We start from the raw sequence: 13,152 nt of genomic DNA, 5'->3' as shown, positions 1-13,152 counted from the left end.
ATTCATTATTTTTCATATAAGAAAGGCCCACTCTTTGAGTGGGCTTTTTGTGTTTTATATCTTTCTAAAGCTAATAAAAATCAGTTTGACCCATCAAACTCTTCTCTTGTATAAAGATAGAAAATATTTAGAGAGAGAACACACATGAATAAAATTTTAATCATTCTAATGATGACAGTTTATGCATCAGCAATGTCACCACTAGATAAGTCACTTGCAACCCTAATTGAAAAGCATCAACTGACATCACTTCCAGAGTCAAAATTACAAAACCAGAATGAGGTTATCCTAGGTTCGAGGCTTTTTGCTGAACTTCAATTAAGTGGAAATAACGACATTACTTGTATGCACTGCCACCATCCAATGCTTGGCACAGGTGATGATCTTCCTTTCTCAATTGGAACAGGTGGAAAAGGCCTAGGAACAGGACGTGTTCAAGATGGTAAGGGTAAAATTATTAAGCGCCACGCACCTACTCTTATAAATCTTGGTTACGATGATATTGTTGATATGTTCTGGGATGGAAGAGTACACTACGATAAATCAAAACAAGAGTTTATGTCTCCAAGTACTGAGCTTAATGCAAGAAAGGACCTATGGAGTAAGTTTAGCGGCTCTCTTGCTGTTCAAGTTATCTTTCCACTACTCTCGCCTGAAGAAATGCTTGGTGAAAATAATGAAATTGCATCACTTGAAGGTGACTTAAAAAAATGGAATGGACTTGTTAAACGACTTTTAAATGGTAAGAAAAATGCCATGTATCAAAACCTCTTTAAGCGCGCCTACCCTCAAGATTATAAAAAGGGAAAAATAGATATCACTCATGTGGCAAATTCTCTTGCAGCTTTTATTACAAGAAACTTCAATGTTGTGAATACACCATATGACCAATATCTTGATGGAGACTTAAATGCCATGAATGATAGCGAGAAGCGCGGATTAAAGGTATTCCTCGATAAAGGAGCATGTATCAATTGCCATAGTGGTCGTCATTTAACAGATTGGGATTATAAATCGATTGGACTACCTGAAATTGGACCGATTGATGCTCAAGCTTCTCTAAACGATAAGGGAAGATATGAAGTAACAGGGGCCAAGGCCGATCAATATAACTTTAGGACACCTCCTCTTAGAAATATTCATCTTTCAGCTCCGTACATGCACAATGGGGTTTACTCAACATTGGAAGAAGTTGTTGATCATTATAATCACACTCGACGAGCTATCAGAAACTACGATCTTTCCGAAACAATTCAGGCCCTTTATGAAGAAAAAATCGTAAAAGATGAAAGTTTTGTTAACAATAAACTTAGATTTCAGTTAATAAGTGATGATGATATTAGACGTCCACTGAATCTGACTGAAAACGAGAAGGCTGACCTCGTTCAATTCCTCAGAACAGGGTTGGCAACAAAGCGTCTCAGAGGGCTATCTGAAGACTTATCAAGTAAACAAACTAAATAATATGAACGAAAGGCCACATCAGTGGCCTTTTTTTGTAAAACCTATACAAAAACACTGCGCATCAATTCATAACGCCCCTTCCCTTCCCCATCATTGCTATACTACCTAAAATAGGGCCAATTTTTATAACCAAGGTTAGGAATTTTAAATGAATACAAAAGTTAAAATTAAAGGAACAGGGATCTACGTTCCTAAAGAAGTTAGAACAAATGTCGACCTCGAAAGCATGGTTGAAACTAGTGATGAATGGATCTTTGAAAGAACAGGTATTCGCCAAAGACATATCTGCTCTACTGAAGGTGGAGAATGGCCAAGTGATATGGCCTATCATGCAACAATGGATGCATTAAAAACAGCTGGAATGGAACCAAATGATATCGACATGATTGTCTTTGCTTCTGTTACACCTGATTACAAACTTCCAAATACAGCATGTATTCTTCAACAAAAACTAGGCATTACTAATAAGTGTGCGGCAATCGATATTGCAGCAGCTTGCTCTGGATTTGTTTACGGAATCAATATGGTCACAGGACTGATAAAAATGGGTGCAATTAAAAATGCACTAATCGTAGGTTCTGAAATGTTATCACGAGAAGTTAACTGGGAAGATCGTAACACTTGTATTCTTTTTGGAGATGGTTGTGGTGTTGCTATTATTGGGGCCAATGAAGATGGTGATGATTCAGATATCCTATCACTTGAGCTTGGTGCCGACGGTTCAGGAAAAGAATTCTTCGACCAACCAGTTGGAGGAGCAATTGACCCAATCACAGCTGAGCACTTAGAAAATAGAACTCACTATATGCAAATGAAAGGAAAGGAAATGTTCCGTGTTGCCACTAGAACACTTGCAGATAATGCAAAGAAAGTTTTAGAAAAAGCAGGAAAGGATCTTGAAGAAGTCGATTGGCTAATTCCTCATCAAGCGAATGTGAGAATTATTGAAACAACAGGAAAACTTTTAGGAATCAACCCTGAAAAAGTTATTATCAATATTGATAAGTATGCCAATACATCTGCGGCTACAGTACCGATTGCAATGCACGAAGCAATTACAGACGGTCGAATCAAGCGCGGACAATTATTATTACTAGATGCATTTGGTGCCGGACTAACAAGCGGTGCTACATTACTTAAATACTAATTAAAAGGTTTATTGATATGAAGAAAGTAGTATTAATCTTCCCTGGTCAGGGATCACAATATGTTGGAATGGGAAAAAGTCTTGAAGGACACCCTTCTTTCGAATTACTAGAAAAAGCAAATAAGACTCTTGGTTATGATCTTTCAAAAATTATGCTTGAAGGTCCTGCTGAAGAGTTAACACTAACTCAAAATACACAGCCAGCAATTCTTACTTATTCAATTGGCCTTTATCAAAAAGCCAAAGAAATTTTAGACGAAGCAGGAATTGAAGTATCATGTGTTCTTGGCCACTCAGTTGGTGAATACCCTGCGCTTGTCGCTGCTGGTGCTCTAAGTTTTGAAGACGCACTAAAGTCTGTGCACAATCGTGGAAAATATATGCAAGAAGCCGTTCCAGCAGGAATGGGTAAAATGTATGCTGTCATGAGAGTGCCAGCAGAAATTGTAGAAAAGGCATGTAAAGAAGTTTCATCAGAAGGTAATGAAGTTATGCCAGCAAACTTCAATGAACCTGGTCAAATAGTTATCTCAGGACATGCTGATGCATGTGATAAGGCCGTTGCTTGGATTTCTGAAAACTTTTCTGATCCACATAAGACTGTTGAACTTAAAGTAAGTGCTCCCTTCCATTCAAGCCTGATGAAGCCAGCTCGAGAGAATATGGCAGCATTTTTTAATGACGTAACTTTTAATAAAACGACAATTCCTTATATTGCCAACATCGATGCCAAAAAGTATCAAATTGGTACAGACGGTGACATCGTAAAAGAGAACCTCATTAAGCAAATTGATGGTTCTGTACTATGGACTCAAAGTTTCCAGAGTCTTGATGACGATACTCTTTGTATTGAAGTTGGGCCAGGAAGAGTGCTAATGGGACTTGCTAGAAAGATTAACCGCAATATAAAAGTCATCTCACTTGATAAAGACGGTGCATTTGACGAGCTAAAAGAAGCTTTAAACTCATAGGAGCATATATGATTGCAACTTATAATGACCTTAAAAATAAGAAAGTTCTAATCACTGGTGCTAGCCGTGGTATCGGTTTAGAGATTGCAAAATCTCTTGCAACTCAAGGTGCTCACGTTGTCTTCAATTATCGTGAGGGTAAAGAAGAGGTCGCAAAAGAAGTAGAAGCAAAACTAAAAGAGCTTGGTGCTTCAAATGTAACAGGACTCATGTTTGATCTAAATAACGAAGAACAAATGAAGACTGCAGTAAACGACTTCACAAAAGAATATGGCCCACTTGAGGGGTTAGTAAATAATGCCGGAGTATCAAAAGACAGCCTTATCCTTAGAACGAGAAAAGCAGATCTGGATGCAATTATTGATACAAACCTAAAGGGTGCAATCATGTTAACAAGTATTTGTTCTCGTGGTTTCCTAAAGGCCGAGAATGTATCAATTGTTAATATCAGCTCAATTGTTGGCTTAATGGGTAATATTTCACAAACAGCTTACTCTGCTTCTAAAGCGGGACTAATTGGAGCAACAAAGTCAGTAGCGAAAGAATTAGCTAGCCGCAACATTCGCTGTAACGCAATCTGTCCAGGTTTTATTGAAACTGATATGACTGATTCTCTCGAAGAAAAGGCTAAAGAAGCCTATATTGCTTCAATTCCAACTTCACGCTTTGGGTCAACTGAAGATGTATCAAACCTTGTTTGTTTTCTTCTTAGCCAAGCGTCAGGATATATTACTGGTGAAGTAATTAAAATTGACGGTGGACTTTATATCTAGAAAAATATTAATATACTAAAATTAAAAATTTAACATAACTAATAGAGAGAGATTGAGTTTAAAGCTTAATATTTAATTAGGAGACAAATATGGAACAAAAAGTAATTCAACTAGTAGCGGATCAAACAAAAATCGATATCGCAAAAATCAACGCTTCAACATCATTCGTAGATGATCTAAACCTTGACTCATTAGACATCGTAGAACTTATGATGAAAATGGAAGATGAATTTGATATTCAAATTCCAGAAGAAGATGCAGAAGGTCTTAAGTCTGTTCAAGACGTTGTTAAGTACCTTGAGTCTAAGCAATAATCTAATTTAAATTTTAGATAAAAAGAAAGCCTGCAATTTGCAGGCTTTTTTTATTCTACAATCTTACATGACTTTATTTCATATGTTTTATAGTCGTAATCTATTTTAACTTTTCTATCATTCTTAGTTGATTCTTGAATACACTTTAATTCTTTTTCATTTGCCTTATAAAAAGTTGCACTCTCAATAAAGGAAACAAGAGTTTTTCCATCTTTATTAATAATCTTTGAGACAGTGTACTTTGCACTACTAATACTTGAGGCAAAAACAGAGCTACATAATATTGAAAGAATTAAAAATACCTTGTGCATTATTGTAACCTATTTCCTAAATCAGCTAAAAGAGCTCTCGCGGCAGTAACCCTTTGCTCTTTTGTAAGTCTTGTCTTGTCCTGAGGATGAAATGTACTTCGATCAGAAATCGTAAATGTATTTCGACCAACTGAGACAGCATCTAAACTTGGTGGGAAGCCAACTTGATCGAGGTTCTTTTCATTTACACCCATAAGCCTTAACCACTCATCTGGCTCAACTGGACCATTTGCAACGGCAGGATCAATAATCATTTTTTGTACATGGCCTCGCCCATTATTAACATATACTACTGGAGCAACATGGTAAGACCATGGATGAGGTGAAGATTTTGATTTCAAATATCCAGAGGTCCATGCCTTATCAGCAATGACTCCTTCTTCTTCCATCATATTAACCATAAGTTCAGCTCTGGCATAACAACCATCTGCTGTATAACGCCAAGTTAGCTCTTTCATTTTCTTTGCTTTCTCAAAGAGCTCTCCTGCTTTTTTCCAAGAGATAACACCACTTGATCGAGGAACAAATTCTTGCGACTCTTTATAACTTTCGGCCGTGTAATATGAATCACCATCACGACAGCTATTTTTTGGAAGAAATTTCTTATTAATATACTGACTATTGATAGTACCGTTAACAACTTCAACAAGATGAACAAAGTCTAGGTTTGCTCTTTCATTATTAGTTTGTACACCAAGGCTGATAATATCGTCTTTAATGTTCTGAGAACAATGTGGAATGATTGTCTTGAGATAATCACTAAAGCGGGCATCTTGAAAACTAAAATAGGCCGTTGGATTACTTTGTAAATTTTGAGGTGCCTTTCTTGCAGCTGTTAAACGAGAAGTTTTATAGTCGTCATTTAATTCTAGAACTGCACCATTCATTGTTCTTGCTATAGTTATTTGAGAATCACTCTTGGTAAACTTTGCATTACCTCGTGAGTCACGAGTGTAGTTAATTGGCATGAAGATATTTCGAGAAGGATCAAAAATAAAGAAATGATTGTCTCCACACTTTTTAATAGGACACTTTGTACTCATCTCACAATGAATATTTCCATCTTTTTTAGTGTTAACCCATAATAAGTTTGAAGCCTGAGCAACAACTGATTTTAGCTTATTTAAGCTATCATCTAAGTCACTATCAAAATCTTCAAGGTCTTCTAAAATATTACTATTTTCTTTTTTAGCAATTTCTATTGCTTGTTCGATTGATTTTTTTCTTTCTGCAATTTCTTGTAACTTTGTAATAGGTGTTGTGAATTCTGAGGTTGCTCTCTCCTCATTAATCTTATCACTTAAACTGTTGTAGTATGTCGGAACACCATTTTCAACGATCTGCTTAACAGCAAATGTTTTTGAAGTCCCACCTTCAGTAACAAGACCTAAAAGATGTCCCCTGCTATTGATTTGAACAATCGCTCTTTTTCCACCGTTTTCACAAACGACAACGGGTACCTTTGAAGGAGCTTTACAATTATCAAAGCTGAGATCATCAGAGAAGACAACTGATGTTGCATGTGAATAAATAGAAAAAATTGACAAAACCAATAGGATAATATTTTTAGTCATAGAGGCATTATCGGGGTAATTACCTAAAAATATTAACTTATTAAGAATTAAATTCGTTATTTCTTATAACTTATTGAAATATCGTTTAAATTTAAACAGAACCCATTGAATTCTGTAAAATTTAAGAGCCTCAAAGACTTGTCAAATGGCCTTCAAAATTATCAAATACTAGGAAAAAATAAGGATATGTATATGACGACAAATAGAAATCGCCGTGTAGTTATAACAGGACTAGGAACAATCTGTGGCCTAGGTAAAAACACAAAAGAAGTATGGAATGGGATTGTTGAAGGAAAGTCAGGAATCTCAGAAGTTGAAAGTTGGCCAGTACCAGATCTTGCAATCAAGATTGCTGGAGAGGTAAAGGACTTCGAACTTTCAGAAGATATAATGGAAGCAAGAGAGGCCAAGAAATATGACCGCTTTATACACTTTGCTCTTCATGCAACAGATGAGGCCTTAAAAGACTCTGGAGTTAATCTTGAAGAGTTTGATAAGTATAAAGTAGGTGCAATCCTTGGTGTAGGAATTGGTGGCTTCCCTATTACAGAACAAACAGCAAGAGCTTTTGTTGAAAAAGGGCCACGACGTATTTCTCCTTTCTTCATTCCAGCTATCATTCCAAATATGGCATCAGGTGTATTAAGTATTAAGCATGGATTTATGGGTGTTAACTACACAGTTTCATCTGCTTGTGCATCTTCATGCCATGCTATTTCAAATGCTGTTGAAGAGATTAGATCTGGCCGTCATGACCTAATGATTACAGGTGGAACTGAAGCCGTAATCTGTAACCTAGGTATGGGTGGTTTCATTAATATGAAGGCATTCTCAAAAAGAGTTGATGAGCCAACAAAAGCATCAAGACCATTTGATATTGATCGTGATGGATTCGTTATGGGAGAAGGTGCTGGGATTCTAGTACTTGAAGATTATGAAAGTGCTGTAAAGCGTGGAGCAACGATTTACGCTGAAGTAGCAGGACATGGAGCAACTTCAGATGCTCACCATATTACAGCTCCTCATCCTGAGGGTGATGGTGCTTATGGTTGTATGAAAAAAGCAATCGAAGACGCAGGAATTTCTCCAGAAGATATCGAATATGTTAATGCACACGGAACTTCGACTCCTCTGGGAGACGTTGCTGAAACTGGTGCTATTAAGCGTGTTCTTGGTGAAGAGCATGCAAAAAAAATTAATGTATCTTCAACAAAGTCAATGACTGGTCACCTTCTTGGTGCAGCTGGTGGTATTGAAACAGTCTTTACAGCGCTTGCGCTACACACTGGAACGATTCCTCCAACTATTAATATCGACAATCAGGACCCGAAGTGCGATCTTAATTACACGGCAAATAAGGCCGTTAAAAAAGATATTAAATATGCGCTTAACAATTCTTTTGGATTCGGTTCGACAAATTCGTCACTCGTATTAAAGAAAGTTTAAAGTCAAAAAGGATTAAGATGTTTCATAAAGACGCCGTTAGCCTAGAAAAAATGGATGAGGAAATTTTCTCATTAACTAATAAAGAATTAGCAAGACAAGAAGAAGGTCTTGAACTTATTGCTTCTGAAAATTATACATCAAAAGCAGTTATGCAGGCCCAAGGCTCAGTTCTTACAAATAAGTACGCTGAAGGTCTTCCAAAGAAACGCTACTACGGTGGTTGTGAAGTTGTTGATACGGTAGAACAAATTGCAATTGATCGCCTATGTAAAGTCTTTGGTTGTAAATTTGCCAACGTTCAACCACACTCAGGATCAGGTGCTAATATGGCAGCCTACTTTTCTATCATCTCACCTGGTGACAGAATTTTAGGAATGAATCTATCTGAAGGTGGTCACTTAACACATGGTTCACCGGTTAATTTTTCTGGAAAGTATTTTGATGTAAAATTTTACGGACTTAATCCAGAAACTGAAATGATTGACTATGAAGATGTAAGACGTGCAGCTCAAGAACATAAGCCAAATGTAATTGTAGCTGGTGCAAGTGCTTATCCTCGTACAATTGATTTTGCAAAGTTTAGAGAAATTGCTGATGAAGTTGGTGCTTATCTATTAGTTGATATGGCCCATATTGCAGGTCTTGTTGCCGCAGGTCTTCACCCTTCACCATTTCCACACGCTCATATAGTCACATCGACAACACATAAGACGTTAAGAGGTCCACGTGGTGGAATCATTCTTACAAACGATGAAGAGCTAGCAAAGAAAATTAACTTTAATGTCTTCCCAGGAATTCAAGGTGGCCCACTAGAGCATGTTATTGCAGCAAAAGCAGTATCTTTCAAAGAAGCACTTGATCCACAATACAAAGAGTATCAAAAACAAGTTATTACAAATGCACAGGCCCTTGCTAAACAACTAACAGATCTTGGTATGGAATTAGTTTCAGGTGGAACAGATAACCACCTTGTTCTTATGAAAACAGATCCAGCAGGAGTAACTGGTAAAGCGGCAGAAAAGGCCCTTGAGCAAGCAGGTATTACTTGTAATAAGAATATGATTCCAGGTGATACAAGATCACCATTTGTTACTTCAGGTATTCGTCTTGGAACTCCAGCTCTTACAACGAGAGGAATGAAAGAGGACGAAATGAAGAAGATAGGAACTTGGATTGTTGAGGCCCTTAAGAATGCAGAGAATGAAAGTGTTCTTGCAGATATAAAAGGACAGGTCCAAGCTCTTTGCAAAGAATTTCCAGTATACTAATTTCAATACATTAGGGAGCTTTTCAGCTCCCTTTTTCATCTCCTAAATTTATTGTCTTAGCTATCCGATAAGTCTTTCAGTGAGGAAAGATTGATGAGGATTAACATTTCGAAATTACTACTATATTTATCAGCAAGCTCTCTGTTGAGCTCATGTGCTAGTGTCGATCAAATTGAGATGGCCTATGATAATTATCGTAACTCTGTTAGCCGCTACATCGCTTCAGTAAAAGGACAATACCATCCTTCTGAATTTGAGATTAATAAAGATAATCTCTATAAGCTACAAGAAGAAATCGAATTGAATTTAGTTTGGAGAAAGAATTTTGCTAATGCAAAAAAGAAAGAAGATCAAAACTCCTTGAAGTTTATTTCTCCCTACTTTAATCAAAACCAAAAGATTACTGCTAATCTAAATCGCTTTTTGAAGAATATTGACTGGGTAACAGACCCTACAACTCGCTTTGAAATACGCACTGATAAAATTTCATCGATAGAACAACGAAAAGAAATATATTTCGTAGGAAATCGAAAGCTTAAAAGAAAAGAAAGAGATGTCGATTTTGCTATAATCAATCCTTATGATGAAATTGGACAAGATACATTTAAGGCCATAAAAGTCGGTCTCATTGCTAATATTGCGATTTATGAAAATCATCTTTTACTTAAAAGAAAAATTGCAGAGGCAATAAAAATTGAATCCGACCCAACACTTCAAAAAGAGCTTGAACTATATCATGAGAAGTTAGAAGAGAAGTTAAAGAACTCTCCTTCACATATGAAATTAGCAAATCTCTTATCGATGTATCGAGATATCACGATCTTTGAGAAGGCAAAAACAAAATCAAAACTTTCTTACTATATTGACCCTTTAATTGAAGAGACTCTAGTTTATAGTAATGTTCACAAAGAGCTTCACAAGAAAAAGAGATGGAATCAAGAAACTAAAGTGATCCACGATATAGTTGCAAAGATGGCAACGACAGTAGACAAGCGCTTTGCTGTTTACTTTAAGAAGTCTATCAAGTTTGAAAACCCAACTTATGGTGAAGTGACAAAAATTGGTAAGAATGAAAAAGCACATCTACTCTATCAACTAAAACCTATGGATATTGTCTTTATTCATAATGAAAATAATTTCAACAATGCTGTTGTTGAAAAGTTTTGGGATAATGTAGGAATCTGGATTGGAAGCTGGGACGATATTGTAAAATTAGGACTTTCCACTCATCCTCTGATCAAAGAGCATCAAGAAAAAATTCAAACGAAAGAGTTAAACTTCCTAGTCTCAACCAGACAAGGGGTTAAACTTAAGAATATGAGCTCGATATTAAATCAAGACGATATTGCAATTGTTAGAAAACGAAGACTTAGCTACAAAGAAACAGTTAAAGGCCTAACTCTTGCCTTTAGCAATCTTGGAAAACCTTATGATTACTCAATGAATCCACAAGATAAAGAGAAAGTATCTTTTGCGCAGCTCGTCTTTGACAGCTTTCCTCAAGTGAATTGGGATAAGTCACATATGTATAAACAAGAAGCAGTTTCTCCGTATAAGATTACACAGCGCACCGGTGAAGAAAAAGACTTCTTCACAGTTCTACTATATCGAAATGGTAAAGAAGTTCTAGAAGACCTTGAGGAAAATTTTCGAACCATTTCCTCTCAAAACTAAAATGGGAATATGCAATGCATCTCAATTATGATAGAAATAATTATGTATTGCCCAAATTGCCAAACACCAAACACTAAAGTTATCGACTCGCGTCATCTTTCGGATGGACTTGCTGTTCGCCGTAGACGTTCGTGCCCAAAGTGTGATTTTCGCTACACGACTTATGAGAAGCTTCAGCTTCAAGTTCCGGCCATTGTTAAAAATGACAAAAGACGTGAGCCATATAATCGTGAAAAGATCTCAAAAGGTATCAATAAGGCATGTCAAAAAAGACCTTTAACAACAGCACAAATTAACCGATTAATTGATGATGTTGAAATGACTTTATCTCAAAAGAATAATACTGAAGTTGTGGCCAAGGTTGTTGGTGAAGTTGTGATGGAAAAATTATACGAATTAGACCCTGTTGCCTATGTTCGTTATGCTTCTTTTTATTGGAATTTTAATGACATTGATGGCTTCATTGAAAGTTTACAAAAAAGTATTGGGCAATTTACAAATATAAAAGAAAAGATTTTTATCAATAAGGATATACTAAGTGAAAAACCAAGCATTCAATAATAAATCAGCTGCTAGAAGCTTTGCATTTAAATTCATCTACAAACTCTTTCTTAAAGATTTCAAAAATGATTTAAGTGACTACCAATCTGACCTTGAGAAATTAAAAGTTGATATTGAAGAGTTTGAAGAGTCATATATTAAAGAAGATGATGAACACAGTGATAATGAATTAAATCCAAGTGTTCAAAATTATGGAAATAAGCTTATCACAGGTGTTATCAAAAACTTTGAAAGCATTAAGTCCACAGCTTCGGAGTGTATTCTAAAAAGAAGTTTTGACTCTGTTGATGCTATTGAAAGAGCTATTATCTGCCTTGGTATTTATGAGATTAAATTTGAAGAAACACCAAATAATGTAGCAATCAATGAATATGTAAATCTTGTAAAGAGTTACGGGAAAGAAGACTCTAAGAACTTTGTAAATGGTCTTTTAGACAGAGTGAGTAAGTCTTAGCGATATGTCAGTAAAAGAAGAGATCTTCACATTAGTAAACGAAAGAGTAGGAGCAGTGATTTGTCTATATGACCAGTCATCTTCTAACTCTATCGATGTGATTGAGGCAATTAACCATCTGGTTGACGGAACTCTAGAAGAACGAATTCTAAAAAAGAAGAATCAAGACTTAATAAAAGAAGACTATTCTCATTTCTTCTTTTCAAAAAACTTTGGACAGCAACTTAATATCATTTTTAGTCAGATACCAAAGACTCCAACTAAGAATGAAATCAACCAATTTATCTCTATTCTTGATAAGCAATACGATATAGAAAATGAATGTGAAGTTGTAATTATAAAGCCCACTGGAAATTCATTTAAATTTCACCACCCAAGCCTTCAAATTCACCACTTTGAATATTAGCGAATAACCACTTTTGCTTGAGCAAATTTAGACCAGAATCTTTTCTTTTCTTTAAGACTAGTTGTAGGAGCTCGGCGTCCTGTAATCTTTTCTAACGTATCAGATATTTCAGAATGAATATCAGAATACTTCGGTTTTTGAATCATCGATAAAAGTGGACCTTGGGCCTTTTCAAACTTTAGATCTCCAATTGTATTAATAATTTCTTTTACAATATGGGCCCTTTTAGATGACTTTAATTTTTCATTAATATGATAATTTCTCTTATCATAAAGCATTGCCCAAATATTTGGAGCAAGCCCTGTAAGATTAAGCTTCTTTACGTTTTCAAGTGCTTGGTAACGAACAATTAGAGAATTATCTTTTAAAGACTTTTTATAAATATCAGTATATTCAGTTTGTCCTAAAGCGAGTAGAGATTTTAAAGCGGCCATTCGCATTACCCAATTTGGGTGCATTGTGAATTTTGAAATAAATGGTGCCGACTTCTTCCCCATAATTCTTCCAAGTAAGAATGTTGCCATCCAACGATTCTTATCTGGGTACTTATCACTTTTCATGACATTTATAAGGGCCGCAACAGACTTTCCTTTAAGCTTTAAGACTTGTTTCTTAAGCTTATCCATATCTGCTGTTTTCATATTATATTTGAATTGTCTTTCTAGCTTTTGAGTTAGAACAGAACGCTGTGCCTTTTGGTTAACTGCGGCAGTAGTATTTAAACTTGCAAGTATCGTTACAATTAAAAGTAGTTTCTTCAAAAGACATCCTTGTCTGCAAAAAAATTTG

At 35.9% G+C, this 13,152-nt stretch carries 14 protein-coding genes; 11 read left to right on the top strand and 3 right to left on the bottom strand.

Translation table 11 applies throughout. The features are described 5' to 3' along the window. Positions 1-144: 144 nt before the first annotated feature. From ACMAZI_RS11135 to acpP, 5 genes are all read left to right on the top strand, one after another. Positions 145-1,464 (top strand): cytochrome-c peroxidase, encoded by a 1,320-nt coding sequence (locus ACMAZI_RS11135; protein WP_412474102.1) that lies wholly within the window; start codon positions 145-147, stop codon positions 1,462-1,464. A 148-nt stretch (positions 1,465-1,612) separates the two neighbouring features. Beyond that, positions 1,613-2,611, top strand: coding sequence for a beta-ketoacyl-ACP synthase III (locus ACMAZI_RS11130; RefSeq protein WP_115361836.1), 999 nt, complete (start codon positions 1,613-1,615; stop codon positions 2,609-2,611). 17 nt (positions 2,612-2,628) lie between these two features. Further along, positions 2,629-3,582, top strand: a complete 954-nt coding sequence (fabD, locus tag ACMAZI_RS11125; RefSeq protein WP_412474101.1) for an ACP S-malonyltransferase — start codon at positions 2,629-2,631, stop codon at positions 3,580-3,582. A gap of 8 nt (positions 3,583-3,590) precedes the next feature. Next, positions 3,591-4,355 (top strand): 3-oxoacyl-ACP reductase FabG, encoded by a 765-nt coding sequence (gene fabG / locus ACMAZI_RS11120; protein ID WP_162929500.1) that lies wholly within the window; start codon positions 3,591-3,593, stop codon positions 4,353-4,355. Positions 4,356-4,444: 89 nt separating this feature from the next. Beyond that, a complete protein-coding gene (gene acpP, locus ACMAZI_RS11115; protein ID WP_115361840.1) occupies positions 4,445-4,669 on the top strand; it encodes an acyl carrier protein in 225 nt (74 codons plus the stop codon). Between the two features lie 50 nt (positions 4,670-4,719). Here the strand turns inward: acpP and ACMAZI_RS11110 are convergent, their stop codons facing one another. Then, positions 4,720-4,980 (bottom strand): hypothetical protein, encoded by a 261-nt coding sequence (locus ACMAZI_RS11110; RefSeq protein WP_115361842.1) that lies wholly within the window; start codon positions 4,978-4,980, stop codon positions 4,720-4,722. Next, positions 4,980-6,554 (bottom strand): protein-glutamine glutaminase family protein, encoded by a 1,575-nt coding sequence (locus tag ACMAZI_RS11105; protein WP_120404175.1) that lies wholly within the window; start codon positions 6,552-6,554, stop codon positions 4,980-4,982. Before ACMAZI_RS11105 ends, ACMAZI_RS11110 begins: the two co-directional genes overlap by 1 nt. Positions 6,555-6,746: 192 nt before the next feature. Here ACMAZI_RS11105 and fabF point away from each other — a divergent pair, with 192 nt between their 5' ends. The 6 genes from fabF to ACMAZI_RS11075 all read left to right on the top strand — a co-directional run bounded on the left by fabF (position 6,747) and on the right by ACMAZI_RS11075 (position 12,363). Then, a complete protein-coding gene (gene fabF / locus ACMAZI_RS11100) occupies positions 6,747-8,000 on the top strand; it encodes a beta-ketoacyl-ACP synthase II (RefSeq protein WP_115361846.1) in 1,254 nt (417 codons plus the stop codon). A gap of 17 nt (positions 8,001-8,017) precedes the next feature. After that, the gene (glyA, locus tag ACMAZI_RS11095; protein ID WP_412474100.1) at positions 8,018-9,268 is read left to right on the top strand and encodes a serine hydroxymethyltransferase; all 1,251 of its coding nucleotides are present in this window, start codon (positions 8,018-8,020) and stop codon (positions 9,266-9,268) included. A gap of 93 nt (positions 9,269-9,361) precedes the next feature. Continuing rightward, positions 9,362-10,942, top strand: coding sequence for a YiiX/YebB-like N1pC/P60 family cysteine hydrolase (locus tag ACMAZI_RS11090; protein ID WP_412474099.1), 1,581 nt, complete (start codon positions 9,362-9,364; stop codon positions 10,940-10,942). A 27-nt stretch (positions 10,943-10,969) separates the two neighbouring features. Next, positions 10,970-11,503, top strand: coding sequence for a transcriptional regulator NrdR (nrdR, locus tag ACMAZI_RS11085; protein ID WP_412475124.1), 534 nt, complete (start codon positions 10,970-10,972; stop codon positions 11,501-11,503). Beyond that, on the top strand, positions 11,481-11,957 hold the full coding sequence (nusB, locus tag ACMAZI_RS11080) for a transcription antitermination factor NusB (protein WP_115361852.1): 477 nt from the start codon (positions 11,481-11,483) through the stop codon (positions 11,955-11,957). Before nrdR ends, nusB begins: the two co-directional genes overlap by 23 nt. A gap of 4 nt (positions 11,958-11,961) precedes the next feature. Beyond that, a complete protein-coding gene (locus ACMAZI_RS11075; protein ID WP_115361854.1) occupies positions 11,962-12,363 on the top strand; it encodes a hypothetical protein in 402 nt (133 codons plus the stop codon). Here the strand turns inward: ACMAZI_RS11075 and ACMAZI_RS11070 are convergent. Next, on the bottom strand, positions 12,360-13,124 hold the full coding sequence (locus tag ACMAZI_RS11070; protein ID WP_115361856.1) for a HEAT repeat domain-containing protein: 765 nt from the start codon (positions 13,122-13,124) through the stop codon (positions 12,360-12,362). The two genes, ACMAZI_RS11075 and ACMAZI_RS11070, sit on opposite strands and share 4 nt — an antisense overlap. Positions 13,125-13,152: the final 28 nt, after the last annotated feature.

It is taken from the genome of Halobacteriovorax sp. YZS-3-1, assembly GCF_047084945.1.
GTDB classification, from domain to species: Bacteria; Bdellovibrionota; Bacteriovoracia; order Bacteriovoracales; family Bacteriovoracaceae; genus Halobacteriovorax_A; species Halobacteriovorax_A vibrionivorans.
This window is presented reverse-complemented; position numbering and strand designations above follow the sequence as displayed.

Coding starts and splice junctions, on each gene's coding strand:
- fabG (WP_162929500.1), top strand. CDS start 3,591: ATGATTGCAACTTATAATGACCTTAAAAATAAGAAAGTTCTAATCACT.
- fabD (WP_412474101.1), top strand. CDS start 2,629: ATGAAGAAAGTAGTATTAATCTTCCCTGGTCAGGGATCACAATATGTT.
- fabF (WP_115361846.1), top strand. CDS start 6,747: ATGACGACAAATAGAAATCGCCGTGTAGTTATAACAGGACTAGGAACA.
- ACMAZI_RS11075 (WP_115361854.1), top strand. CDS start 11,962: ATGTCAGTAAAAGAAGAGATCTTCACATTAGTAAACGAAAGAGTAGGA.
- nrdR (WP_412475124.1), top strand. CDS start 10,970: ATGATAGAAATAATTATGTATTGCCCAAATTGCCAAACACCAAACACT.
- ACMAZI_RS11135 (WP_412474102.1), top strand. CDS start 145: ATGAATAAAATTTTAATCATTCTAATGATGACAGTTTATGCATCAGCA.
- ACMAZI_RS11110 (WP_115361842.1), bottom strand. CDS start 4,980: ATGCACAAGGTATTTTTAATTCTTTCAATATTATGTAGCTCTGTTTTT.
- ACMAZI_RS11090 (WP_412474099.1), top strand. CDS start 9,362: ATGAGGATTAACATTTCGAAATTACTACTATATTTATCAGCAAGCTCT.
- acpP (WP_115361840.1), top strand. CDS start 4,445: ATGGAACAAAAAGTAATTCAACTAGTAGCGGATCAAACAAAAATCGAT.
- glyA (WP_412474100.1), top strand. CDS start 8,018: ATGTTTCATAAAGACGCCGTTAGCCTAGAAAAAATGGATGAGGAAATT.
- ACMAZI_RS11105 (WP_120404175.1), bottom strand. CDS start 6,554: ATGACTAAAAATATTATCCTATTGGTTTTGTCAATTTTTTCTATTTAT.
- ACMAZI_RS11130 (WP_115361836.1), top strand. CDS start 1,613: ATGAATACAAAAGTTAAAATTAAAGGAACAGGGATCTACGTTCCTAAA.